At 61.7% G+C, this 25925-nt stretch carries 22 protein-coding genes; 11 read left to right on the forward strand and 11 right to left on the reverse strand.

The genetic code is table 11. From position 1 onward, the window contains the following. The first annotated feature begins 18 nt into the window (after nt 1–18). The 3 genes from mmsB (at nt 19) to CFI11_RS13485 (ending at nt 2812) form a co-directional block, all read left to right on the forward strand. Nucleotides 19–891 carry a 3-hydroxyisobutyrate dehydrogenase gene (mmsB, locus tag CFI11_RS24955; protein ID WP_371687484.1) on the forward strand — a complete coding sequence of 291 codons (873 nt, stop codon included), beginning with the start codon at nt 19–21 and terminating at the stop codon, nt 889–891. A gap of 41 nt (nt 892–932) precedes the next feature. Next, nucleotides 933–1337 carry a hypothetical protein gene (locus CFI11_RS13480; protein ID WP_130406785.1) on the forward strand — a complete coding sequence of 135 codons (405 nt, stop codon included), beginning with the start codon at nt 933–935 and terminating at the stop codon, nt 1335–1337. A 218-nt stretch (nt 1338–1555) separates the two neighbouring features. Next, nucleotides 1556–2812 (forward strand): EAL domain-containing protein, encoded by a 1257-nt coding sequence (locus CFI11_RS13485; RefSeq protein ID WP_130406787.1) that lies wholly within the window; start codon nt 1556–1558, stop codon nt 2810–2812. On the opposite strand, the gene CFI11_RS13490 is transcribed toward CFI11_RS13485, so the two are convergent. From CFI11_RS13490 to CFI11_RS13525, 8 genes are all read right to left on the reverse strand, one after another. Further along, complete coding sequence (locus CFI11_RS13490) at nt 2809–3507, reverse strand: head GIN domain-containing protein (RefSeq protein WP_165390262.1); 699 nt, start codon at nt 3505–3507, stop codon at nt 2809–2811. The genes CFI11_RS13485 and CFI11_RS13490 overlap by 4 nt on opposite strands. A gap of 72 nt (nt 3508–3579) precedes the next feature. Next, nucleotides 3580–6462: an excinuclease ABC subunit UvrA gene (uvrA, locus tag CFI11_RS13495; RefSeq protein WP_130406791.1), complete on the reverse strand. Its 2883-nt coding sequence runs from the start codon at nt 6460–6462 to the stop codon at nt 3580–3582. A gap of 78 nt (nt 6463–6540) precedes the next feature. Next, nucleotides 6541–7710 carry an MFS transporter gene (locus tag CFI11_RS13500; RefSeq protein ID WP_130406793.1) on the reverse strand — a complete coding sequence of 390 codons (1170 nt, stop codon included), beginning with the start codon at nt 7708–7710 and terminating at the stop codon, nt 6541–6543. A 172-nt stretch (nt 7711–7882) separates the two neighbouring features. Continuing rightward, entirely contained in the window at nt 7883–9277 is a 1395-nt protein-coding gene (gene lpdA, locus CFI11_RS13505) for a dihydrolipoyl dehydrogenase (RefSeq protein WP_130406795.1), read from the reverse strand. 151 nt (nt 9278–9428) lie between these two features. Beyond that, nucleotides 9429–10007: a DUF924 family protein gene (locus tag CFI11_RS13510; protein WP_130406797.1), complete on the reverse strand. Its 579-nt coding sequence runs from the start codon at nt 10005–10007 to the stop codon at nt 9429–9431. Nucleotides 10008–10114: 107 nt separating this feature from the next. Next, on the reverse strand, nt 10115–11377 hold the full coding sequence (locus CFI11_RS13515) for an MFS transporter (RefSeq protein WP_130406799.1): 1263 nt from the start codon (nt 11375–11377) through the stop codon (nt 10115–10117). 111 nt (nt 11378–11488) lie between these two features. Beyond that, the gene (queA, locus tag CFI11_RS13520; protein WP_130406801.1) at nt 11489–12535 is read right to left on the reverse strand and encodes a tRNA preQ1(34) S-adenosylmethionine ribosyltransferase-isomerase QueA; all 1047 of its coding nucleotides are present in this window, start codon (nt 12533–12535) and stop codon (nt 11489–11491) included. 48 nt (nt 12536–12583) lie between these two features. Beyond that, nucleotides 12584–15958, reverse strand: coding sequence for a DUF3971 domain-containing protein (locus tag CFI11_RS13525; RefSeq protein ID WP_130406803.1), 3375 nt, complete (start codon nt 15956–15958; stop codon nt 12584–12586). 97 nt (nt 15959–16055) lie between these two features. Between CFI11_RS13525 and CFI11_RS13530 the strand changes: the two genes are divergently transcribed. From CFI11_RS13530 to CFI11_RS13550, 5 genes are all read left to right on the forward strand, one after another. Beyond that, nucleotides 16056–16517 carry a peroxiredoxin gene (locus CFI11_RS13530; protein ID WP_130406805.1) on the forward strand — a complete coding sequence of 154 codons (462 nt, stop codon included), beginning with the start codon at nt 16056–16058 and terminating at the stop codon, nt 16515–16517. After that, on the forward strand, nt 16514–17353 hold the full coding sequence (locus CFI11_RS13535) for a ferritin-like domain-containing protein (RefSeq protein WP_130406807.1): 840 nt from the start codon (nt 16514–16516) through the stop codon (nt 17351–17353). Before CFI11_RS13530 ends, CFI11_RS13535 begins: the two co-directional genes overlap by 4 nt. 214 nt (nt 17354–17567) lie before the next feature. Then, nucleotides 17568–18896 carry a M23 family metallopeptidase gene (locus CFI11_RS13540; RefSeq protein WP_130406809.1) on the forward strand — a complete coding sequence of 443 codons (1329 nt, stop codon included), beginning with the start codon at nt 17568–17570 and terminating at the stop codon, nt 18894–18896. After that, nucleotides 18886–19416: a polymer-forming cytoskeletal protein gene (locus tag CFI11_RS13545; RefSeq protein WP_130406811.1), complete on the forward strand. Its 531-nt coding sequence runs from the start codon at nt 18886–18888 to the stop codon at nt 19414–19416. The genes CFI11_RS13540 and CFI11_RS13545 overlap by 11 nt, the downstream gene beginning before the upstream one ends. A 17-nt stretch (nt 19417–19433) precedes the next feature. After that, a complete protein-coding gene (locus CFI11_RS13550; RefSeq protein ID WP_130406813.1) occupies nt 19434–20921 on the forward strand; it encodes an MFS transporter in 1488 nt (495 codons plus the stop codon). A 46-nt stretch (nt 20922–20967) separates the two neighbouring features. Here CFI11_RS13550 and CFI11_RS13555 read toward each other — a convergent pair whose 3' ends face one another. The 3 genes from CFI11_RS13555 to CFI11_RS13565 all read right to left on the reverse strand — a co-directional run bounded on the left by CFI11_RS13555 (nt 20968) and on the right by CFI11_RS13565 (nt 23072). Beyond that, nucleotides 20968–21939: a DUF3179 domain-containing protein gene (locus CFI11_RS13555; RefSeq protein WP_130406815.1), complete on the reverse strand. Its 972-nt coding sequence runs from the start codon at nt 21937–21939 to the stop codon at nt 20968–20970. An 88-nt stretch (nt 21940–22027) separates the two neighbouring features. Continuing rightward, nucleotides 22028–22573, reverse strand: coding sequence for a peptidylprolyl isomerase (locus CFI11_RS13560; RefSeq protein WP_130406817.1), 546 nt, complete (start codon nt 22571–22573; stop codon nt 22028–22030). After that, nucleotides 22566–23072, reverse strand: coding sequence for a peptidylprolyl isomerase (locus CFI11_RS13565; protein WP_130406819.1), 507 nt, complete (start codon nt 23070–23072; stop codon nt 22566–22568). Before CFI11_RS13565 ends, CFI11_RS13560 begins: the two co-directional genes overlap by 8 nt. 130 nt (nt 23073–23202) lie before the next feature. Between CFI11_RS13565 and pgk the strand changes: the two genes are divergently transcribed. The 3 genes from pgk (at nt 23203) to pdhA (ending at nt 25912) form a co-directional block, all read left to right on the forward strand. After that, nucleotides 23203–24393, forward strand: coding sequence for a phosphoglycerate kinase (pgk, locus tag CFI11_RS13570; protein ID WP_130406821.1), 1191 nt, complete (start codon nt 23203–23205; stop codon nt 24391–24393). A 105-nt stretch (nt 24394–24498) separates the two neighbouring features. After that, nucleotides 24499–24801 carry a septum formation initiator family protein gene (locus tag CFI11_RS13575; RefSeq protein ID WP_130406823.1) on the forward strand — a complete coding sequence of 101 codons (303 nt, stop codon included), beginning with the start codon at nt 24499–24501 and terminating at the stop codon, nt 24799–24801. A gap of 100 nt (nt 24802–24901) precedes the next feature. Continuing rightward, complete coding sequence (pdhA, locus tag CFI11_RS13580; protein WP_130406825.1) at nt 24902–25912, forward strand: pyruvate dehydrogenase (acetyl-transferring) E1 component subunit alpha; 1011 nt, start codon at nt 24902–24904, stop codon at nt 25910–25912. Nucleotides 25913–25925: the final 13 nt, after the last annotated feature.

The following is a 25925-nucleotide window of genomic DNA, read 5'->3' on the forward strand; positions in this document are numbered from 1 at the left end:
GACCGGGGGGAAACGGCAATGAAGATCGGATTTATCGGACTGGGCAATATGGGCGCGCCCATGGCAGCAAACCTTGCCAAAGCAGGCCACACCGTCACGGGTTTCGATATGGCTCCCATCCAAGTCGACGGCGTCACGATGGCCTCCTCCGCCACCGGCGCCGCGCGAGAGGCCGACATCGTCATCACCATGCTGCCCAACGGCGCCATCCTGCACTCCGTCGCCGAAGAGATCATCCCGGCCATGCAGCAAGGGGCAGCCTTCATCGACTGCTCCACCGTCGATGTGGACAGCGCCCGTCAGGTGGCCGCCCAGGCCGCCCAGGCTGGACTTATGCCCGTCGACGCGCCCGTCTCCGGCGGCGTGGGCGGGGCGGCCGCTGGCACGCTCACCTTCATGGCCGGCGGCTCTGTCGAAGCCTTCGAAAAGGCCGCCCCGCTCTTCGAAATCATGGGCCAGAAAGCCGTCCATTGCGGTGAAGCCGGCGCCGGGCAAGCCGCCAAGATCTGCAACAACATGATCCTCGGCGTCACCATGATCGCCACCTGCGAGGCCTTTGCCTTGGCCGACAAGCTGGGCCTCGACCGGCAAAAGATGTTCGACGTCGTCTCCACCTCATCGGGTTACAGCTGGAGCATGAATGCCTATTGCCCCGCGCCCGGCGTGGGCCCGCAATCACCCTCCGACAACGGCTACCAGCCCGGTTTCGCCGCCGATCTGATGCTCAAGGACCTGCGCCTCAGCCAGCAAGCGGCGGAAAGCGCCGATGCCGATACGCCCTTGGGACAGCATGCGACGGAACTCTACGCCCGCTTCGTTGAGCAGGAAGACGGCAGCGGACGGGACTTCTCGGCCATGTTGCCCCGGTTCGAAAAGCGGGGCCGTGGCTAACCTCTCCCGGCGCTGCAGGATGCAACGCTAGGGAGTTTTCCATGAAAAAACCGCTTCTTCTCGCGGCGACGACGTTCACCATCGTGGCGATTGCCTCCGGCTCCGACGCGCGTGGTGTGCGCTGCGGCAACGGCCCGTTCAATTCCGGCGATAGCTGCGTGGGCGCGCGCGGCGGGCCTGACGCCCGTCCCGGGCGGGACGTCCGGCAGGCACCGCGCGATCGCGACGTGGGGCCCGGTGGTTCCCGCGCGCCTACCGCCGTTGCCGTAGGCCGCCGGATTCCGGCCAGTGGATTGCGCTATGTCGACAGCCCGCGTGCATACGGGCTTGGCCCTCTTGGTCCGCGACAGCGCTATGCCATCTACCGAAACAACATATACCTGATCGACAGCGATACGCTCGCCGTTCTGGGCCTCGTCCGGGTGCTGGACCGCGTTCTCGATTAGTCGGCCAGCCTCCACCGACCCTCAAATCGCGCCCTAGATGTGCGGACCGGGATCTGCTAAATCTTCTCCCCTTTGTCCACGTCCCTTTCGCAATGCCGCGGCGTGGATCTGTAAAATGTGATGGAGATATCGCGACTTCGCCACATTTGCGCACCCGGCTCGTTAACACTTCATCGCTATCCCCGTCCCGACACCACGCGAGACGAAAGGGAAAGCACATGGCCGAGCCGTCCAACATCACAGGGGCAAGCCTGCTCAGTGCCGCGGGCGCTCCAGGGGTGAACGCCGACGAGACGATCAATGCGGCGCTGGATTTCGTCCGGGAACATCTGAACATGGAGGTTGCCTATCTCTCCGAATTTGTCGGAGATAACCTTGTCTTCCGCGCCGTCAGCGCCCCCGGGTTCGAGGAGATGGTCGCCGTCGGCGGCTCGATGCCCCTCGATCAGGTCTATTGCCGACACATTCTGGCGGGCCGTCTGCCCGAACTCATTCCCGATACCGGGGCGGAACCGCTCTGCCAGTCCATTCCGCTGACCCATGCGATCCCGATAAAATCCCATGTCAGCATTCCCATACGGCGGTCCGATGGCACGCCTTATGGCATGTTCTGCTGCCTCAGCCGCACAGCACAAAGCGACCTCAATCCCCGGGATCTTGAGGTTATGCGCGCCTTCGCCAACCTGTCAGCCGATCAGGTGAACGAAAAGCTGGCCGTTCAGATCCAACGCAGCGAGATCTTCGCGACAATCCAGCATGTGCAGGAAAATCAGCTCTTTGACATCGTCTATCAGCCCATCATGGATGCCGGCTCCCGTCGGCCAAAAGGGTTCGAAGCCCTGTGCCGGTTCAAATCAGAACCGTATCGCCCCCCCAACCTGTGGTTCGATGACGCCAAGACAGTGGGCCTGCAGGCCGAACTGGAGATTGCCGTGATCGAACGGGCTCTGGCCGCTTTGAACGATCTTCCGCCTGAGATCTATGTGTCGGTCAATGCCTCGCCGGACACCGTCGCCTCGGGCGCGTTGTCGGACGTGTTTGCACCCTGGCCGAGCGAACGGATCGTGCTCGAAGTGACCGAGCATTCGATGGTGTCCAGCTATGAGACGCTGCTGAACAATCTGGACCTTTTGCGCTTCTCCGGCGTGCGACTGGCCATCGACGATGCTGGCGCGGGCTATTCCGGACTGCAGCATATCGTCAAACTGCGCCCCGACATCATCAAGCTGGATATCTCTCTGACGTCGCAGATTGACACGGATGTCGTGCGCCGCTCGCTGGGTGCCGCGCTGGTTCGTTTCGCTCGGGAAATCGATGCCGCGATCGTTGCCGAAGGTATCGAGACGGGGTCGGAATTCGACACTCTGAACGAACTCGGTGTGCCCCTCGCCCAGGGATATTACCTTGGGCGCCCGGGCAGCCTTGATGCCGCCAAGGCCTGGTTTTCGCATCAGACCCGACAGATCCGCGCCTAGGTCCCTGGTAAGGAGACCTCACCACCCGAGCTTTCCTCGACGGACACATCCTGCGGCGCACCATCCACATCGATGTCGCTGCCACTGGTGGCCCGCGCAGTGAGTGTGCCGCTGACATGGATCTCGATATCCGATCCGCTGGAGGCCCGCGCCTCCACATCGCGGCATTCCAGTTCCTCCCCGTCAATATCGGACCCGCTGGACGCTTCGATCGTCAGCGTGGTGCAACTGCCGGTCACATCGATATCCGAACCCGAACTGGCCCGTAACGCCAGCGTGGTGACATCCACCCCCTCCATATCCAGATCCGCGCCGCTTGACGTTCGCGCCACAACCTCATCGGGAAAGGTGCCCGAAACCTCCACGTCCGCGCCGCGGCTCACATCGAGCCCGCGCAAGGCTGGCAGATGCACGGTCACGGTGTAATAATCGGCCATGCCCATCAGGATCATCGACGACCGACCGGGGCGGCGGATCGACAGGGTTTCGCCCTCTTGCTCGACCACCAGCCGACGTTCGCGCGCCGTGCCAGAAACCTCTGAAATCACGCTGAATTCCGAACCTGAAAAGATCTCGACCTTGACGTCATCCGCCACTTCGATCCGGTCAAAACCGGTCATATCATGTCGGGTTTCCTTTGCCGCCAGAGGTGCCGCGAGACAAACCACCGCGGTGGCCATGCCAATCTGCTTCACTGTCAAACTCCTCAATGCCAAAACTGGCATTGAGATGGTGTTAACCAAATTAACATACAAGTCAGAGCGGCGCTATTCTGCCGCGAGGCTCCGCGTTTTCAGCATGTCCTTGAGGTAGCGCCCGGTATGACTGCGCGGTTCCTTTGCGACATCTTCTGGTGTACCCGTCGCCACAACCTCTCCGCCACCGTCCCCGCCTTCGGGACCGATGTCGATGATGTGGTCAGCGGTTTTGACAACGTCGAGATTGTGCTCGATCACGATGACGGAGTTGCCCTGATCGACCAATTCATGAAGCACTTCCAAGAGCTTGCGAACATCTTCGAAATGCAGCCCTGTCGTGGGTTCATCGAGGATATAGAGCGTGCGCCCGGTGGAGCGTTTCGAAAGCTCCTTTGACAGCTTCACCCGCTGTGCTTCCCCGCCTGACAGCGTGGTCGCCTGCTGGCCGACCTTGATATAACCCAAGCCGACACGCACAAGTGCATCCATTTTTTCACGGATCGACGGCACGGCCTTGAAAAAGTCCTGTGCGTCCTCAACCGTCATGTCAAGAACGTCGGCTATGCTTTTGCCTTTGAACTGAATTTCGAGCGTTTCGCGGTTGTAACGCGCGCCCTTGCAGGTCTCGCAAGTGACGTAGACGTCCGGCAGGAAGTGCATCTCGATCTTGATGACGCCGTCGCCCTGGCAGGCCTCGCAGCGCCCGCCCTTGACGTTGAAGCTGAACCGCCCCGGCTTGTAGCCACGCGCCTTGGCCTCGGGCAAGCCGGCGAACCAGTCCCGGATCGGGGTGAAGGCGCCGGTGTAGGTGGCCGGATTGGACCGGGGCGTTCGCCCAATGGGCCGCTGGTCGATGTCGATGACCTTGTCGAGATGTTCAAGCCCCTTGATCGTCTCACAGGGCGCGGGCGTCTGGCGCGCCCCGTTGAGGCGCATGGACGCTGTCTTGAACAATGTCTCAAGCGTCAGCGTGGACTTTCCCCCGCCCGACACCCCGGTCACACAGACAAACTTGCCCAAAGGGAAATCGACGGTGACATTTTTCAGATTGTTGCCGGTCGCCTTGACCACGGTGAGCTTTTTCTTGTTGCCTTTGCGGCGCTCCGCTGGGATCGTGATCTCGCGCGTGCCGTTCAGATACTGGCCGGTGATGGAGGCCGCGTCGGCAGTGATCTGGCCAGGCGTGCCGTGACTGACGACCTGCCCGCCATGCACACCGGCCCCCGGGCCAATGTCAAAGACGTAATCGGCCTCGCGGATCGCCTCTTCGTCATGTTCGACGACGATCACGGTATTGCCCTGGTCGCGCAGGTTCTTGAGCGTGCCGAGCAGGCGGTCATTGTCACGCTGATGCAACCCGATGGAGGGCTCGTCGAGCACATAGAGCACCCCGGTGAGGCCTGATCCGATCTGGGAGGCGAGGCGGATGCGCTGGCTTTCTCCACCCGACAGGGTTCCACTTGAACGCGACAGTGTAAGGTATTCCAAACCCACGTTATTCAGGAAACCAAGACGTTCACGGATCTCCTTGAGAATGGCGCGCGCGATCTCGTTCTTTTGCGCGGTCAGGCTGTCGGGCACCTGCTCGCACCAGGCATAGGCCTCACGGATGGACATCTGCACGACCTGACCCACATGAAGGCCTGCGATCTTGACGGCCAAAGCCTCCTGCCGCAGGCGGTAGCCGTCGCAGGTGCCGCAGGGGCGGTTGTTCTGGTAGCGCTCGAATTCCTCGCGGATCCAGTTGCTGTCGGTCTCGCGATAGCGGCGCTCCATGTTGGGAATGACGCCTTCGAAGACACGGGTCACCTGATAGACGCGGCCGCCCTCGTCGTAGCGGAAGGGGATTTCATCGTCGCCGGAGCCATAGAGGAAGACCTGCTGCACGTGTTTCGGCAGGTCTTTCCACTTGGTGTTCTTGTCGAATTCGTAATGTTTGGCGATGGCTTCGATGGTCTGCAGGAAGTAAGGACTTTTGCCTTTGCGCCAGGGTGCCAGGGCGCCATCGCTGATTTTGAGTGCGGCGTCGGGGACGACGAGGCGTTCGTCGAAGAAAAGCTCCATCCCGAGGCCGTCGCAATCGGGGCAAGCGCCGAAGGGCGCGTTGAAGGAGAAGAGGCGCGGCTCAATCTCGGGGATGGTGAAACCGCTGACCGGGCAGGCGAAGTTTTCGGAGAAGGTGATCCGGGTGGCCCCCTCCTCCGCCCCTTGCGGGGCGTCGTCGGGTGTGTCGGCCAGTTCGAGGATCGCTATGCCGTCGGCAAGATCAAGTGCTGTGCGCAGGCTGTCGGCGAGGCGCGTCTCCAGCCCCTCGCGCACGACGAGGCGATCGACGACGACATCGATGTCGTGGCGGAATTTCTTGTCGAGGGTCGGTGGCTCGTCCAGTTCGTGGAACTGACCATCCACCTTGACCCGCTGGAAACCCTGCTTGCGCAGCTCCAGAAATTCCTTGCGGTATTCGCCTTTGCGATCCCGTACGATGGGCGCGAGCAGATAGGCGCGTGTCCCCTCCTCCATCGTCATGATGCGGTCGACCATGTCCTGCACCTGCTGGGCCTCGATCGGCTCACCCGTCGCGGGGCTGTAGGGCGTACCGGCCCGGGCAAAGAGCAAACGGAGATAGTCGTAAATCTCCGTCACCGTGCCCACGGTCGAGCGGGGGTTTTTCGACGTGGTCTTCTGCTCGATGGAGATGGCGGGGCTGAGGCCGCTGATATGATCGACATCGGGCTTTTCCATCATGTCGAGGAATTGCCGCGCATAGGCGCTAAGGCTTTCGACATAACGCCGCTGCCCTTCGGCATAGATCGTATCGAAGGCGAGCGACGATTTGCCGGACCCCGAAAGCCCCGTGATCACGACCAGCTGGTCGCGCGGGATATCGACGTCGATGCCTTTGAGATTGTGCTCGCGCGCGCCGCGCACTTCGATATTCTTCAGCTCAGCCATGGTGCCCCCGTTAATGGCTTAGACATAAGTCAGCGCTGGTCAGTCTCCAACGAAAAAGTCAGAACGTAAAGAGAACATTTACAAATCGTCATGCCGACGACGCGCAGAGAGGATCGCATGGATGAAAAAGCCCGCGCAAAAGGCGCCGCAGCCAAAGATGAGAAAGCCGGTCGTGTCCGCAGAGGCAACGAGGGCGGCCAGGAGCGGTGTGCCAAGCGTGGTCCCGACATTGCCCATTTGGGCCACGGCCCCGTTGGCCGCCGCCTGCCCCGCCGCATCTGAATTGAGCTGTGGAACAGCGGCGAAACTGGCGCCCTGGATGAGGCCCATAGCCCCAAAGAGCATCAGGTAGGGCCAAATCGACATCGGCATGGCCCAAATCAGCAGACTACAAGCCACGCAGCCGAGGAACCCCGCCTGCGCCACGACCACGGCAGAAACCAGACGCAAAAGAAGAACGCCCAGCGTCATGGAAACGGCGATCCCGATCAACGGGGCGATCCCGATCACGGTCTCGCGCATCTCTGGCGCCAGAAAGCGGGGCATGATCGTGAGGATCGCCAGGAACGATGCCGCATAAAAGACCCAGCCAAGGGCGGGTGCGGACAGACGGGGCGAGCGGTAGATCCGTAGGTGATCGGACAAAAGTTGAGCGCCCGACGGAAGTGCATCGGTCGATCTGGGCTTGTCCGCCGGGACCTGCCACCAGATCAGCAAGGCCATTGCGGCCATATAGGCCGCATGCGCGGCGTAAAGCGCGCCCATGCCATAGGCAGCTGCGAAGGGAACCCCGAACCAGGCCAGAAGGGCGAAGGCGACCCCGAAAAAGGTGCTCCACAAGGACAGCGTGAAGCCGCGATGCCGGACGGCACTGTATTGCGCGATCAGTGTCGGTGCTGCGACAACTATGGCCAGGTGAGAGATCCCCTCGATCGCGCGACTGACAAGCAGCAGGGCGAATGGCGGAAGGGTTGCCTGCCAGGCCGATACAAGCGCACCGAGGAGCAATGCGGCCAGAAGGCTGCGCCGGTATCCGGTGCGCGCCACCAGAAGTCCGGCCACGACACCCAGAAGAATACCCACCAGCCCGACAAGCGAAACGGCAAATCCCAGCGTCGCGCCTGTTTCACCGTAATGCGCGGACAGCGCATCGAATGTCACCGAGACCTTGGCAAACTGCGCGGCTGAACCCAGGCCCGCGATCCAAACGGCGAAAACGACCCCGAAGGACGTGCGATCAGGCGCCATGTCGGTCGGGCGGTTCAGGCAAAAGAACAGAAGACGTCGGCATCACCGCTCCTCACAAAGACAGGCCCGCCTCGTTAGATCGGACCCGCTTTGGATGAAACAGGACGCGCCGCAACGAGTGCCTTGCGCGTATCGTCGAACAGACGGGTCAGCGCAAGCACCCGCGTGCCAACTACATGTGGATCACGCGGCCATAGGCGTCCAATACGCTTTCATGCATCATTTCGGACAATGTCGGGTGAGGGAAGACCGTCTGCATCAGATCTTCCTCGGTGGTTTCAAGCTGGCGCCCGACCACGTAACCCTGGATCAGTTCGGTCACCTCGGCCCCCACCATATGGGCGCCCAAAAGCTCTCCGGTCTTGGCGTCGAAGATGGTTTTGATCATGCCTTCCTGCTCGCCCAGGGCGATGGCCTTGCCGTTCCCGATGAAAGGAAAGCGGCCGACTTTGACGTCATAGCCCAGCTCTTTCGCCTTGGCTTCGGTATGGCCGACGCTGGCAACCTGCGGGTGGCAATAGGTGCAGCCCGCGATGCTTTCGGGTTTGACGGGATGGGGATGCTGACCGGCGATCAGTTCAGCGACCATCACGCCCTCATGGCTTGCCTTATGGGCAAGCCAGGGCGCGCCGGCAAGATCGCCGATGGCGTAAAGCCCGTCGACCCCGGTGCGGCAATACTCGTCCGTCACGACATGGCTGCGATCAATCTGAACGCCCAGATCTTCCAGACCCAGGTTGTCGACATTTCCGACAATGCCAACAGCGCTGATGACGGTGTCAAAGTCGTGCTTTTCGACTTTCCCGCCCACTTCGATATGGGCCGTGGCCTTGCCCTTGGCGCGATCCAGCTTTTTGACCATGGCTTTTTCCATGATCTTCATGCCCTGTTTGGTGAATTGCTTTTTGGCAAAGGCGCTGATTTCGGCGTCTTCGACGGGCAGGATCCGGTCCATCACCTCGACGACTGTCGTGTCGGCGCCGAGGGTGTTGTAAAAGCTCGCAAATTCGATCCCGATTGCGCCGGATCCGATCACCAGCAATTTCTTGGGCATCCGCTTGGGCAGCAAGGCGTGTTTGTAGGTCCAGACCAGATCGCCATCCGCTTCGAGGCCGGGCAGTTCCCGCGCCCGTGCCCCGGTGGCCAGCACAATGTGCTTCGCCGTCAGCTCTTCGGTGCCTTTCTCGGTTTTGACCGACACCTTTCCCGGACCGGTCAGCCGCGCCTCGCCCATGATGGTGGGCACCTTGTTTTTCTTCATCAGGTGTCCGATCCCGCCCGAAAGCTGGCCCGCCACTGCGCGCGAGCGTTTGACGACGGCATCCAGGTCGTAATCGACACCGTCCGCCTTCAGACCGAAATCCTTGGCGCGGTGCATCAGGTGAAACACCTCGGCGCTGCGCAGCATCGCCTTGGTCGGGATACACCCCCAGTTCAGGCAGATGCCGCCCATATGTTCGCGCTCGACAATCGTGACGTTCAGGCCAAGCTGGGCACATCTGATTGCTGCGACATACCCTCCGGGGCCTGCCCCGATCACAACCACATCAAAGGATTTCGCAGCCATGTCCTTGCTCCTTCAGCGCATGACGAAAAATATAGTTTACCGTTAAACTATATTTCCCGCGCATTCAATCGACGTAAGCCGCGACATTTGGCACAAACGAAAAGGCCCGCCGGAACACCGGCAGGCCCAAATCAAATCCAGTCAGGTTGTTTCAGACAGCCCGTTGCAGATCCTGCACGGTCTGACCGTAACCACCGGCATTCACGTAAGCCAGCTCTCCCGCGGTATGGGCGCGCGACAGCGCGTCGTTCCGGTACGGGAAGCGGCCGAAAAGGCGGATCACCTCGCGATGCGCGCGTGCGTGCAAAAGGTTCGATTTGCCGAATTCCGGCATCCGCTCGCACATCAGACGCACGCAGCGTTCCTGATCGCACAGGTTTTCGGAATGCATGAGGGGCAGATAGAAAAACTGCCGTGCCGGCTCATCAATCCGCATGTCCCAGCCTTTATCGATTGCGGATTTCGCCGCGGCCAGCGCGGGACGATCCGTCGCGAAGGCTTTTGCGCTTCCCCGGAACATATTTCGGGGAAACTGGTCTGTCAGGATAATGTAAGCCAGTGCTCCGCTGGGATAGGTCAGCCATAACGAATAGCTGCCTTCCTGTGCGCTTTGCCAAGCGGGCACAAACGTGTTCCGGATCTTCTGGTCCAGTTCATCGTTCTGATCAAACCAGCTGGCCTGACCCACCTCGTCCAACCAGAAGCTTAATACGTCTTCGGGACCTACCATGTTCCTTTCTCCCTGAGCGCGTGCATGTATTTCGGTCTCAACATTACAATTCATTTACAATCACCAAACAGTAACAATTTGCGTCATTTAAGACATAAATTTGCGGTTTATACGGCGTTCTCCACCTCTGTTTCTTCCAGTTGTGCATATTCTTGCGCCGCTTCAAGGACCACCGGAGTGGATGTTGGCGCTACCGGTGCATAAGCGCCGGTATCCTCGACCGCGATGCCCGCCCGCTGAGTCGTCCGGTAGGCGGCATAGGCGGCCAGAGCGGCCAAAAGAACCACCATGAAAAAGAAATACCCCGATGGCCCGAAAACGGTGTCGCCCATCAACCAGCCGGTAATGACCGGTCCGGCGATAGCGCCCAGGCCGTTGATAAAGACCAGCCCGCCTGAGGCAGAGGCCATATCGTCCCCGTCGAGGAAGTCGTTGGTATGCGCAATCAACAGCGAATAAAGGGGATTTGACATGCCACCGATCAGAAAGGCCGAGACCAGCAACATGGTGAACTGCCCGCCCAGAAGCATCCCGATCAAGGCGCCAATCGCCCCGAGGAAAGAGACGGCAAGGATCAGGATCCGACGGTCCGTCCGGTCCGAGAGCCATCCCAGCGGATATTGCAGAAACAGCGCGCCGATATAAAACGTCGCCACGAAAATGGAGATCTGTGCAAGGCTCAGCCCCACCTCGGCGCCATAGACGGCGCCCATGCCGAATTGCGCGGCAAAGATCCCGCCCAAAAGGAACATGCCCACACAGCCCAGCGGTGAAATTGTGAAGAGCTGTCGCAGGCTCATCGGCTTTGCCGTCTCAAAAGACGGTGTCGGACTGATCGAAAGCAGGATCGGGGCGAATGAGATGGAGATCAGAACCGACGGAATGATGAAGAGCACAAAGCCCGACGGGTCGCCCACCAGCAACAGACCCTGCGCCGTCACCACACCGGCCATCTGCACGATCATGTAAAGCGAAAGCGCCTGGCCCCGCGTCTCATTGGTGGCCGAATTGTTCAGCCAGCTTTCAGCGGTCACATACACGCCGGAGAAGCAGAAGCCGATGATCACCCGTCCCAGGCACCATGCAATCGGGTCGGTAAACGTCGGATAAAGGATCATGACCGCGGAGATGAAGGAAGCAAGCGCCGCAAACACCCTGACATGACCCACCCGGCGGATCATATCGGGCGCCAGCCGCGATCCTCCCAGAAAGCCCACGAAGTAGGAGGCCATGACAAAGGACATCTCAAGCGTCGAAAAGCCCTCGATCTCGCCGCGCACCCCGAGAAGCGTGCCCTGCATCCCGTTGCCGACCATCAAAAGCATCATGCCAAGCAGCAGCGCCCAGGCGCTGGAAAGAACCTGCATCATGACAACATATCTCCGTTTCTGAGCGCCTGTTTCTGTTTCTCGTGCCTCGGCACCTTGTATGTCGTGCTTGTCCGCGACACCGGGCCGGTCGCTTTCAAACCGGCCGTGATCTCAGGGGATCAGCAGCGAACTGTCGCCGTAAGAGAAGAACCGGTACTCCTCGGCAATGGCATGGTCATAGATCCGGCGGACCCGATCCTGCCCCATCAACGCAGAGACAAGCATCATCAGCGTCGATTTCGGCAGGTGAAAGTTGGTCATCAAGGCATCCGTGATCTGAAATCTGAAGCCGGGGTAAATGAAAATGTCAGTCTCGCCCTCCCAGGGGCGGATTTCACCGGACCGGCCAGCGCTCTCGATCAGCCGCAGGGCGGTGGTGCCAACCGGGATGATGCGGCCCCCGCTTACCTTGGTTGCGGCGATCTCGGCAGCGGCTGCGGGTCCGACATGGCCCCATTCCGCATGCATCTTGTGCGTGGTCACGTCATCGACCTTGACCGGCAGGAAGGTCCCCGCACCCACATGCAGCGTCACGAAGCTGAACAAGACCCCCGCATCCGCCAGCGCCTGCATCAGCGCCTCGTCGAAATGCAGCGACGCGGTCGGGGCCGCGACGGCCCCCGCGCGGCGGGCCCAGATCGTCTGGTAGTCGGTCTTGTCCTGAACGTCCGCAGGCCGCTTGGCCGCGATATAGGGTGGCAAGGGCATCGCGCCCGCCTCGGCCAGCGCGGCATCGAAATCGGGGCCGCTGAGGTTGAACGCCAGCATACCCTGACCGTCCCGAACAGAGGTGAGCCGGGCCGAGAGGTCTGCCGAAAAGACGACGTCTTCACCCACCCGCAGCTTTTTCAGCGGCTTGATCAGGGCCACCCATGTCCCGTCGGGCTGCGGCTCCAGCAAGGTGGCTTCGATCTTTGCCGATGTCGCGCCTTGCGCCCCCGCCCTGTGGCGTTGGCCCGTAAGACGAGCCGGAATGACGCGCGTGTCGTTCAGAACCAGACGGTCGCCCGGGCGCAGCCATTTGGGAAGCTCAAAGACACGGGCATCCGAAATCTGGTCACCCTGCGCCACCAGAAGCCGGGCCGAGGATCGTGGCTTGGCCGGGCGGGTGGCGATCAGGTGCTCTGGCAGATGGAAATCGAAATCACTCAGTTTCATAGCCCGCGCTATAGGATGCCGGCGCGCGCAGGGCCAGCCCCTCACGGCCTACCGGTCGCCCCCCCTGGGCCGTTCCCGCCGTTCCGGCGGTTGCGGCGCATCGCCGGAGGACGTGGCGGCGGGGGGCGTTTCGGGACGGGGCGCGCGGAAGATGTCACGCAGGAAACTGGGGGCCAGCGCTGAAAGCGGATTGACCTGGACGCTGGGATCGTCCGCCGTGCCCCGAAGCGTGTAGTTGAACCCGATCAATCCCTCCCCCGGACGGGTCAGAACACTGCCGATGCCGTTCAGCAGATAAACAGGCGAGATCACGCCGTTCATCGCCAGGCGCCGGCTGGACACGTCATAGCGTCCGTCCATTGAAATGCCGATGGAAGGGCCTGTTGCGGAACTCTCGTACAAGGTCACCTGCGACGGGGTGAGCCGGAAGCGGGCCGAGACATCGCCAAAGAGGATCCCCTGCCCGGCCAATTCGTTCAGAAGCCCCACAATACTGACCGCGTTGAGGAGGGCCGCAATCGCGGGCGCGTCCTGGATACGGGTGTTCGTGACACGCAGGGAGCCGTCAAAAGCACCCGGCTGATCGAGAGGCAGCAACGTCATGGTAAACTCGCCACCCCGCGCCTGCTTCAGAAGGCCAGCATCCCGGAAAACACCTCCGGCATCGGTGGAGAGGATCCGCAAAGCCGTCCGCCCGTCACGCGGCACAAGGCGCCCGGTCACCGTTGTCTGACCGTTGATCCGGCCATTGAAAGGCCCATCAATGCCCGCGGCGGTCGAAAACTCGCCGCGGAAATTGGTCAAAGCAATCGTGTCGGTGACCTGCAGCCGATCCAGGGCAACGACCAGCGCGTCGTTCCGCGCCACGCCGCGCCCCTGACCGGACCCGCCCTCTCCGAAATCAGCGGCGCGGAGGTCCAGTGTGCCGCCAAGAATGCGAATATCAGGGGTCTGGCCAGGTCCACGCCCGATCAGCTCCACACGAGCATTCAGCCAGTCCCGCAGCCGCACCGAGGAAAGCTGGGCCCGGTCAAGCCCACCGTTCGGACGGACGGAGGCTTGCCCCTGAACGGAAAGACCCGCCGCGTTGAGCGCCAGGGAATTCACCCGCGGCGCGGCGCCCAGCGTGACGTTCAACTGCAGATCGCCCGTGCCGCCGGTCGGTTTGGACCAGCCGAGTTCGGGAATGCGCAGGCCCAGTCCCTGCAAATCCGAAGAGAGTGTCATATCCACCGGAACGCCCGGAACAAGATCCATCGCGAACTGTATCCGGCCCTGCCCCCGCACGCTGCCCGGAGGAAAGCCGATTTCAAAGACCTCGATTGCCTCGGGCGTCACCTCTGCCGATCCGGTGACCTGGCTGATGCCACTACCCGTGCCGAATTGCTGCTCCCACCGGGCCTCGGCCGGGACACCATCCATTGTCCCCGCGCCGAAGATTGCCACGGACTGGTCACTGGCGCGGATGGCCAATTGTTCCGCTCTCAGCGTGCGACCGGGCACAAGTTCATCCGTGCTCACGTCAAAGGCGGTGCCGCTGACGTGAAACTCGACATCCTCGATTTCCACGCGCTCCAGCAGCGGCAGAGCGAGTGTTCCGGTTGCCTCAACGCGCCCCTCGGCCAGATCTTCGGGCAGACCGGGCTGTTCAAGGATCTTCAGGGGCTCGCGGTTCAGAAGGGACAGAACACTGGTGACGCTGCCTTGTCCCGCCAGCCGGACCACCGCAGGGGCGGCCTGCTTGATCGAGACATCCGGGATGATGAAGGACGTGCCCGCGACGTCCAGGGCGCGCCCCGTCTCCGCTTCGATCCGCCCCGAGGTCGCGGTTGTGACAAAGCGGTTGCGCACAAGGCTTGCCTGGCCGTTGGCGCCCACGATGGGCGGCATCGTCTTCATGAACCGGATTTGCGCATCCTCGTAATCGAAATCGAGATAGACGTCGGGTTTCGATCCCGGCGCGGTGCGCAGGGCGAAGTTGATGTCGCTCAGCTGCCCGCCGCTGAGGTTTTCCGCAATCCAGCTGCGGGTTTTCGGGATGGCCGCCTCCGGCCAGAGTCGTACCAGCCGATCCGGCGTCACCCCGTTCATGTCGCCATCGACGGCAACCGTCCATCCGGCCTCGTCCGCGGCAAGCCGGCCACTCAGACGCGCGATCTGCCCCTGATCCCGGATCTCCATCCGCCCGATGGAGAGCGCGAATGGATCCAGTTGCAGACGAAAATCAGCCGCGGCACCGTTCAGCCGGACGGGCTGGTCATAAAGCCCGCGGGGGTTCACCGAGAACGCCGTCAGTTCGACCTGCCCGACAAGATCTTCGAGCCGCCCCTCGCTCAGGCCACTGATATAGGCCTCTCCTTCCGCAACACCGTTGACCCACGCGCTCTGCACGGAGACTTCGTCGAAGGTGAGCACCTCTTCGGCCGGATCATAGGTGAAATAGGTCCGTGCCCCGTCAAAGGGGATCGGCCGCGCCTGATCGGTAGGTTGCAGCACCCCGCGCCCGATCTGCAGCGTCGCGCTGAGCGGCCCCAGCGCGCCGCCCTCTTCGATCCGCCCCCTCAGCGAGCCCGATACCGGCGCGCGCAACGCTTCGAGAAAGGCCAGCACGGGAAAGAGGCTTTGATCCGCGAAATCCTGAGCCGCAAAGTCCGACAGGCTGATCCCAAACTCTGCGGTGGGGGCGCCAATCTCTGTGGCATAGTTGACCTCCAACGCCGCCGCATGATCTCGACCGCTGAGAACGGCGAAGTTGCTGGTGAGCCTTAGCTCGTCCTGCTCGCGCTCGATCCCGACAAAACCACCGTCAATCGTCCAGGCCCGCCCTGCCTGTACATCTTCATACTGAAGGGTCAGCGCGTCGAGTTCGATCAAGCTGAGCGCGCTCATGATGTCCCGTTCGAAAAAGCGGTCCACTTGCTTGAGAAGCTGCGACATCCCCGCGGCCTCTTCGACCGGCGTGCTGGCATCGTCAAAGGCAAGGGTCACCGCGCCCGCCGCATCGCGCCGCAGCACCGCGAAGGCCCCGCGCAGGCGGATCGTGCGTGGCTGCACCTGGCCGCGCAAGAGCGGACGCATGGCCAGGCTGGCCTCCGCATCCGCAAGCTGCAGGATGGGGCGGCCATCGGCCTGACTTAGCGAAACGTCCCGCAAACGTGCGCGCGGGCGCCAGCCCTCGTTGACCACCAGCTCCACATCTCCGAACTCGATCTGGAGGCCGTCAAGATTGCGCTCGATCCGCTCTTCGATCCGTGTGGTCAGCCAGTCGGGGGCTGCCATCGTCCGCCCGATCAGCAGAAGAATACCGGCACCAAGCACGAGGCACAGAAGCGAGACGCTGGCCAGCGACCAAAGCCCGATGGCTTTCGCGCGGCGGCGCCCGCGGCGTGGCAAGGCGTGTTCGACTGTGTCAGGCGTGCTCAAAGCGGGTGTGCCATCTTGTTTTTTGCAGCCGCCTTTATTGTTGCCTGCCCCGTCCTAATATGAAACTCACTTTTTCTCAGAGACGAGGAGTTGCCCGATGCCTGATGTTTCCGACACAGCCCCTGATTTCAGCCTGCCCCGGGATGGCGGCGATACTGTCAGCCTGTCTGACCTGAAAGGTCAGAAAGTGGTTCTATTCTTTTATCCCCGTGATGATACATCGGGCTGCACAAAGGAATCCATCGGATTTTCCGAGGCGCTGCAGGACTTTGCCGATGCCGGCGCTGCCGTTTACGGCATTTCCAAGGACAGCGTGAAAAGCCATGACAAGTTCGTGGCCAAACGCGAATTGACCGTCCCGCTTTTGTCGGATGAGAACGGAAGCATGTCCGAAGACTATGATGTCTGGAAAGAAAAGAAGATGTACGGCAAGACCTATATGGGCATTGAGCGATCGACTTTTCTGATCGACGCCGAAGGCAAGATCGCCAAGGTGTGGCGCAAGGTAAAGGTGCCGGGCCATGTCGATGAGGTGCTCGAAGCCGTGAAAGCACTGTGAGCCCCAGTCTGGCGGAGCGCGCGGTGGAGGTTCTCTCCACCGCGGATGGCCGCGCAAAAACAGCGCTGTCGCGTCGTCACGCGGCGGCCTGGTTCGCGGCCCGCCGCGAGGAGGCGCCGGCGATCCCTGTGGGCACGGCCAACCCTCCGATGCATCCCGCCCGGCCGGACCGGCCAGAGCTTTTATCACCCCGCGACGTTCCGAGACGCCGGCTGGGAAGCGAGGCGGGACGCATCGCGCTGCTGCACGCGGTTGCGCATATCGAACTCAACGCGGTTGATCTGCACTGGGACATCATCGCGCGGTTTTCCCATATCCCGATGCCAATCGGGTTTTTCGACGATTGGGTGAAAGCGGCGGATGAGGAAGCGAAACACTTCAACCTGATGTGCGATTGCCTGGAAGACATGGGCAGCCATTACGGTGCCCTGCCCGCCCATGCCGGAATGTGGCGCGCCGCCGAAGATACGGCGCAAGATTTCATGGGCCGGCTTGCCGTTGTGCCCATGGTTCTGGAAGCCCGTGGTCTTGATGTGACCCCCGGCATGATCGAGATCTTCCGCAAAGCCGGTTCCGAGAAGGCCGTTGCCGCGCTGGAAACGATCTATGCCGAAGAGGTTGGCCATGTCGCCTATGGGTCCAAGTGGTTTCATTTCCTCTGCGGGCGCGAAAATCTCGATCCGAAAGACGTGTTTCACGATCTCGTGCGCAAATATTTCCACAGCCATCTCAAACCTCCATTCAACGCCGAAAAACGGGCCGAGGCTGGCTTGCCCCCTGACTTTTACTGGCCGCTTACCGAGGCGGGCGCGCCTCCCGAAAAGGCAAATGTCTGAAACGGCGGTGAAATTTCCGCCACGTCAGAGTCGCACTGCAAACCCTTCCTGATCGGCGGTTTTTTGCCCAAAGGCCGCGTTTGGTCGCTTATCCTTTCGTTAATAGGACAATAAACTTGCCCAATGCTTGTGCAGAGTTTATTGCCTTCCGCTAAGGTGCCGTGACGATGGGGATCCGAGCGCCGGCTATTGGGATGGGACAGAGGATAGGCGCGTGAGGACACGTCTGGCAATCAAGACTCATGCTCTGCTTGAACGGGTGTTTCCCGAACGGCGGGTTTTCCTGAAATCAGACACCGACACGCGCTTTATCCGCCTGAAGCCAGGCACTCAGGCCATCGGATTTGCGGGCGGTACGGTTGTGGTCGCCTGGGCGATCGTGTCGACGGCGATCCTGTTGATGGACAGCATCGGGTCGGGCAATTTCCGCGAGCAAGCCAAGCGTGATCAGCGCGTGTATCAGGAACGGCTGAACGAAATCTCAAGCGAGCGTGATCTGCGCACCGAAGAGGCGCTGGCCGCGCAAGAGCGGTTCAACGCAGCCCTCGATCAGATTTCGGTGATGCAGTCGCAGCTTCTTCAATCGGAAACACGGCGGCATGAGCTGGAAACCGGCATCGAGGTGATACAGGCCACGTTGCGCGGTACGATGAAAGACCGCGAAGCGGCGCGAGAGGCACTGGCAGAGTTGCAGGCCGGAGCCGAAAACGGCACGGCCCTGGCAGCGTCCGCCGGCAGCGAGACGATGCCAGTCGATTTCCTGGCCGAGGCCCTGACCCGCACCGCTGAAGAGCGCGACAAGATCATCAGCGACGCCAGGGATGCGCTGACCCAGGCGCGTGATCTGGAGGTTGAACTGGCACTTCTCAAGGACCAGAACGATCAGATCTTCCGCCAGCTTGAAGAGGCGATGACCGTTTCCGTTGCGCCGCTCGACAAGATGTTTCGCGCGGCCGGCATGCCGACCCAACAGATCCTTGATCAGGTGCGGCGCGGTTATTCCGGACAGGGCGGGCCGCTGACCCCCCTCACCTTTTCCACACGGGGTGAGGAGCCGTCCGAAGATACGTTGCGCGCAAACCGTCTGCTGAACCAGATGGACCAGTTGAACCTTTACCGCATCGCCGCCCAGAAAGCGCCCTTTGCGACGCCGGTCAAAGGCGCATTTCGTTTTACCAGCGGATACGGCTATCGCCGCGATCCCAAGACGGGCGGACGCCGGATGCACAATGGTGTCGATTTCGCCGCGAAATCCGGCACGCCGCTTTACGCGACGGCCGATGGCGTGGTGGTGCATGCAGGCTGGCAATCGGGTTATGGCCGTCTGGTCAAGATCCAGCATGAATTCGGGATCGAGACGCGCTACGCCCATTTGTCGAGATTGCGCGTGAAAGTTGGGCAACGGGTCTCGCGCGGCGACCGGATTGGTGATATGGGAGCGTCTGGACGTGTCACGGGGGTTCACCTACATTACGAAGTGCGTGTAGGGGGCCGACCCGTCAACCCGATGATCTATATCAAGGCTGCAAACGATGTTTTCTAAAAGCAAAATCAATGAACCGGGCGCCAAACCCGCAGAGGCAGCGTCGACATCCTCGGCGCCGACAACAACGCCGGCCGCCCCCAGCCCGAGTGACTTCAAATCCACGCCGCCCAAGGCAAAGCCACCCGCATCCGTGCTCTCGGCGGATCTGCACATCACCGGCAACATGAAAACGACCGGCGATATCCAGGTCGAAGGGACGGTCGAAGGCGACATTCGTGCCCATCTGCTGACCATTGGTGAAAGTGCCACGATCAAGGGCGAAGTCACTGCCGATGACGTCGTGATCAACGGTCGGATCGTGGGATGTGTCCGGGGCCTCAAGGTCCGCCTCACCTCGACCGCGCGGGTCGAAGGCGACATCATCCACAAGACGATTGCAATCGAATCCGGCGCCCATTTCGAAGGGTCGGTTCAGCGTCAGGACGACCCGCTGAACCCGGGCCGTTCTGGCGGAGCACCACAGCAGGCCGCCGCCAATCCGGCAGCGCCGCATCCCAAGAAGGCGGATGCTGGCTGACGACAGGCTAGACAAAGATGACAGGGAAACAGGCGTCGCAGGCATCCACCGCGGCGCCTGTTTTTCATGAGGGGTTCTGCAAGGCAGAGGCCCGACGCTATGTTCTGATCGCCACCATTCTGGCTTCCTCCCTGGGCTTTATCGATGGCTCCGTCGTGGCCATCGCGATGCCTGCGATCCGCGCCTCTCTCGATGCGACGCTGGCTCAGGCCCAATGGGTGCACAACGCTTATATGCTCACACTCGCCGCCCTGGTTCTGGTGGGCGGCGCCCTGGGCGACAGGTTTGGCCTTGCGCGGGTCTTCTCGTTCGGGATCGGCCTTTTTGTCGCCGCGTCGGTGCTCTGCGCGCTTGCACCCGACCCCACCTTTTTGATCATTACCCGGGCCATCCAGGGCGTGGGTGCGGCGATCATGGTGCCCGGATCCCTCGCCATCATCGCCCGCGCCTATCCGCGTGCCGAGCGTGGGCGGGCGATTGGTATCTGGGCGGCGGCCTCCGCGTTGACCACCGCTCTGGGCCCGATCATCGGGGGATTTGCGTTGAGCGTTGGCGGGGACGCGATGTGGCGCTGGATCTTCGCCGTCAATCTGCCACTGGGCGCGCTGGCCCTTTATCTGCTGACAAGCAAAGTGGAAAAGGACCGCAGCCACCCCGATACGCCCATTGATCTGCCCGGCGCCGTTCTGGCAACGGGCGGTCTGCTTTGCATCGCCTGGGGTCTGACGCACGCTCAGGAAGGCCACGCCTCGTCCCTTGGGCTCTGGCTGGGAGGCGGCACGGCCCTGATCGTCGCGTTTCTGCTGGTCGAAGCGCGCAGTGCGCATCCGATGATGCCGCTTTCGCTGTTTCGCAGCCGGGATTTTTCGGTCGTGAACCTGCTTTGCTTTACCCTTTATTCGGCCCTCAACATCATCCTTTTCTTCCTGCCGATGACCGTGATCGCGGCGTGGGGTATTTCACCCTTCGCCGCCAGCGCCGCCTTTGCACCGCTTTCGATTTTCATTTCCGTTCTGTCGGCGCGGATGGGCCGGCTGGCGGATCGCTATGGCACCGCCCTGCTGCTGGGCACGGGATCGGCCATCGTGACCCTGGGATATGTGGCCCTGCTTTTTGCCGTCAGGGCGCAGATGTTCTGGGACGGTGTCCTGCCGGCCATGTGCCTTGTCGGTCTGGGCATGTCGATGGTTGTAGCCCCGTTGTCCACCGCCGTGATGGCCGCCGTCGATGAAGATCAGTCCGGTATCGCTTCGGGCGTGAACAACGCGATTACGCGCCTTGCCGGCCTGGTCTCTGTGGCGGCAATCGGCGGGCTGGTGGCCGGTGTCTACGCGGCCAATGGCGGCACCGAAAGCTTTGGCGTCATTGCCGATGCGTCGGGTCATGAGGAGGCCATAAATGCAGGCTTTGTCGCCATCTGCGGGGTGGCTGCCGGCTTGTCGGCGATCAGCGCGGCCATCGCGTTCGGACTGCTGGGTCGCTGGCCGCAGACGGCCCCAAGCTGACCCTCTTTCCACCCGGTTCAGGTGCCATCCGCTCCGGCAGTCAGGGTCACCGACCGCGCATCCATTGCCCGTCCGGCCAGAACGCATGAAAGGCGAAGGCGAACATGACGTCATGCGCCACGTCCCTGCCCCGCGCGTCGCGCACCCGGATGGAGCCGACATCGCGCCCCTTGGCGATCCGGCCCGTATCCAGAGCCGAGGCCTGCCCGGCACGCCATGAGATCGTGACGCCCGCCTCGGCGATCTGGTCTTGCGTTTCAAACCGGGAGAGCGGCCAGGCGCGATCGCCGACCCGCACCACACGCATCAAGGGATGGATCCCGTGGGGCGGCATCTCACCGGAATAGAGAAACGGACGGGCGGATGTATCGTAACCCCGATAAGGATTGCGCCCATAATCGCGATTAAAAGCAGGCTCTGCCATGACCAGACCATCGGGGTTGCGCGTGCTGAAGTCCTGCCAGCTTTCCATCCAGGCCGGCAGGGCCGTCAACTCGGTCCCGGTGAGATCCCCGACGATGGCCTCTCCGATCGCTTGCTGCCACCAGCTTTCGGTTTCGCGATCATACATGATCATATCCGAATAACGCAGCTTGCCGGACACCCCGAAGGACAAGGTGCCCGCTGGCGTCCGTCTGTCGAAAACGATGCCGGAATTGCACAGCGGGCAAAACGTCACCGCGACGGGTATCCCCGCGATCTGATCATTCACGATCTCGTGCCAGGTGAGATAGCGGATGGGATAGGCCCGTGGTCTTGCACCCTCGATCTCTACCGTAATCACGGGCTCACGTACCGCGATGCGGGCTTCATCGGCCACCCGGACAAATCTGGGTTTGTCTATCGCGGGAATGCCGTCTTTGGGCGGACCACCCGACATGATGTCGGACCAGCGCGCGACGCTTGTCTGTTCGAAATCCGTATTGGGCCATTCAGCGGCCCAGAATTCCGGACTGGCCAGGGCCAAATTCGCCGCAAGGCCAAATAACGCTGAAACAAGACTTCTGCCGATCCACATGAAAACACCCTCCCCACCGTTGGCGGGAGGGTGTCTGAAAGAGATGCGCGCGCCTAGCCCCGCACACGCGGAGTTGAAGCGACGTGGATCAGTCGACGACCTTGACTGTCTTCATCACATCGGGGGCGCCGATCACCGCGCCGTTCGGCCCCGCGCCCCGTTTGATCGCATCCACGATGTCCATGCCGGATGTGACCCGCCCCACCACGGTATATTGTCCGTTCAGGAAATAGCCCTGGTCGAACATGATGAAGAACTGAGAGTTGGCGCTGTCGGGACTTTGCGCGCGGGCCATGCCGACGACGCCGCGATCGTAAGGCACGTCGGAAAACTCTGCCGGAAGGTCCGGCTGGTCCGACCCGCCCGTGCCCGCCCGGCGCATGTCGCCTCCGGCCTTGCCGAACTCGACATCTCCGGTCTGGGCCATGAAGCCGTCGATCACGCGGTGAAAGACCACCCCGTCATATGCCCCCGATGCCGCAAGGCCAGAGATCCGTTCCGCATGTTGCGGCGCGACATCTTCCAGAAGGTCGATCACGATGGTGCCATTTGCCTCGCCCTCAACCTCGATCTCGAGGCCGGTGGCCAGGGCGGGACTGGCGGCAAAAGCCAGCAGGGCCGCAAGCTTACGCATCCGCAGCCACCTTGACGCTGATCATGCGGTCCGGGCTTGCCGGCGGTTCCCCCCTTACGATGGCATCGACATGCTCCATGCCCTCAATCACCCGTCCGTAGACGGTGTATTGCCCGTTCAGGAAGTGGTTGTCCTTGAAGTTGATGAAGAACTGCGAGTTTGCGCTGTCCGGATTGGCCGACCGCGCCGCGCCCAGAGTACCGCGATCATGGGGCAGTTTGGAAAACTCAGCGGGCAGATTCGGGTGGTCCGAGCCGCCGGTGCCCGCCATGCGGATGTTGAAATCCTGCTCCATATTGCCGTGCTGGACATCACCGGTCTGCGCCATGAAGCCGTCGATCACGCGGTGGAAGCAGACGTTGTCATAGGCTCCCGCGCGGGCCAGCTCCTTCATGCGCTCGGCATGTTTGGGCGCGACGTCCGGCAACAGCTCGATCGTGACGGTTCCGTCTTTCAGTTCCATCAGGATGGTGTTTTCGGGGTCTTTGATCTCGGCCATCTGGCGCTCCTGTTGTCTTTTGGCTGGAGCGATACCTAAGCCGGGTCGCGCCAATTGCCAAGTGACGCATTGACGTTGCCGTGAAATGCGAGGAGACGGGGCGCGCAAAGTGATTTGACGGAGCCCCATTATGAGCTGGAATTCGCTGGATGATATAGAGCTGGCAGGCAAGACCGTTCTGGTCCGCGCCGATATCAACGTGCCCATGGAGGGCGGCAAGGTGACCGATGCGACCCGGATCGAACGCCTCACGCCCACGATCCGGGACATTCTGGCCGCAGGCGGCAAACCGGTGCTCCTGTCCCATTTCGGTCGCCCCAAGGGCAAGGTGGTGCCCGAGATGTCCCTGCGCACGCTTGTCCCCGCTCTGGAAGAGGCCTTCGATACGCCCGTCGTCTTCTGCGCCGACACGACAGGCCCCGCGGCACAAACGGCGGTCGATGTCCTGCCGGATGGATCGGTGCTGCTTTTGGAAAATACCCGCTTTCTGGCTGGCGAAGAGAAAAACGATGCCGACCTCGCCGCTGCAATGGCTGCCTTGGGCGATGTCTATTGCAATGACGCGTTTTCCTGCGCGCACCGGGCTCATGCCTCGACCGAGGCCGTGGCGCGGCACCTGCCCAGTTGCGCAGGCCGGTTGATGGAGGCAGAGCTGAAGGCGCTGGATGCGGCGCTTGGTTCGCCCGACCGCCCTGTCGTCGCCGTTGTTGGCGGGGCCAAGGTTTCGACCAAGCTGGAGCTTTTGGGCAACCTCGTCGAAAAGGTCGATCACCTGGTGATCGGCGGGGGGATGGCCAACACGTTCCTGGCCGCCAAGGGTCTGGATGTGGGCGCGTCACTGGCCGAACATGACATGACCGGGATCGCCAACCAGATCATGCAGAAAGCCGACGCAGCAGGCTGCGCGATCCTGCTGCCCAGCGACGTGGTCGTCGCGCGCGAATTCAGGGCGGGTGCCCCCCATGACATCGTTCCGGCAGAGGCATGCCCCGCCGACGCGATGATCCTGGATGCAGGTCCCGAGAGCGTCGCGCGGATCGAAGAGACGCTGGGGACCGCAAAGACGCTGATCTGGAACGGCCCGCTTGGTGCCTTTGAAATCGAACCCTTCGACGCGGCCACGAACGCGGCAGCCCTGGTTGCCGCCCGGCTGACCCGCGCGGGCAAGCTGACCAGCGTCGCAGGCGGTGGGGACACAGTGGCCGCGCTGAACAAAGCAGGCGCGGCAGACGACTTTACATACATTTCCAGCGCGGGCGGCGCGTTCCTGGAATGGATGGAAGGCAAGACCCTGCCGGGTGTGGCCGCGCTGCAAGGCTAGGCCCGGCCAACACAACGCTTTGAGACAAAAGGGGATTCACAACGCGAATCCCTTGTGTCATACTCCTAGCAAGCGTCGGTTAACGGCGCATGTGAGGATCAGGCAGTGCATCAGAAACCCAATCGTCCGGCGTTTGGCGCGGTTATATTCTTCGCGATCTCCTTCGCGCTCAGCGTCTATTTCACGTTCGCTGCCGTTCAGGGCGATTTCGGCCTGTTCCGCCGGATCGAGATCGAAGCACAGGCGGATCTTTTGCGTGTCGAACTTGCGGAACTGCAGGCCCGCGTCGCGCGGATGGAAAACCTGACCCTGCGCCTGTCGGACGAATATCTCGACCTCGATCTGCTGGACGAGCAGGCCCGTTCGGTTCTCGGGCTGATCCGCGCGAACGAGATCGTCATTCGCTGAGGGCGCCCTTGCGTCAATTTTGACAGTGACCTCTTTCTCCAAATGCTTTATGAAATAGTTTAACGCTAAACTATCTTCGCATTAGGGGGAGAGCGATCATATGGCCACCCGAAAAACAGCAAAAAAATCAAACGTTTCTGCTGACGAACTGAAAACCTATTATAGCGACATGCTTCTGATCCGACGATTCGAGGAGAAGGCGGGTCAGCTTTACGGGATGGGCCTGATCGGTGGTTTCTGCCATCTCTATATCGGCCAGGAGGCCGTCGTGGTGGGGCTTGAGGCAGCCGCCGAAGAGGGGGACAAACGCATCACCTCCTACCGCGACCACGGCCATATGCTGGCCTGCGGAATGGACCCCAAGGGCGTGATGGCCGAACTGACTGGCCGCGAGGGCGGCTATTCCAAGGGCAAGGGCGGCTCCATGCACATGTTCTCGAAAGAGAAGCATTTTTATGGGGGTCACGGCATCGTCGGCGCGCAGGTCCCCCTTGGCGCGGGCCTCGCCTTTGCGGACAAGTACAAGGAAAACGGGCGTGTCACCTTCACCTATTTCGGCGACGGTGCCGCGAACCAGGGCCAGATTTACGAAACGTTCAACATGGCGGCCCTCTGGGACTTGCCCTGTATCTTCGTGATCGAGAACAACCAATATGCGATGGGCACCGCGCAGAAACGCTCCACCTCCACGCCCGAGCTTTACACACGCGGCGCCGCATTCGGCATCCCGGGCGAGGCGGTCGACGGTATGGACGTGCTGGCGGTGAAAGAGGCGGGCGAGAAGGCCGTCGCGCACTGCCGCTCGGGCAAGGGGCCCTACATCCTTGAGATCAAAACCTACCGCTATCGGGGCCATTCGATGTCGGACCCGGCCAAGTACCGCACCCGAGAAGAGGTCCAGAAGATGCGCGATGAACGCGACCCGATCGAACAGGTCCGCGAACTGCTTCTGACCGGCAAGCACGCGACAGAGGATGATCTGAAAGCCATCGACAAGGAGATCAAGGCCATCGTGAACGAGGCCGCGGAATTCTCCAAGGAAAGCCCGGAGCCCGCGATGGAAGAGCTTTGGACCGACATCTACGCCGAAACGGCGCCGCAGAACGCCTGAGGGGGGACAAGAT

Origin of the sequence: Thalassococcus sp. S3, from assembly GCF_004216475.1 — a bacterium.
GTDB lineage: Bacteria > Pseudomonadota > Alphaproteobacteria > Rhodobacterales > Rhodobacteraceae.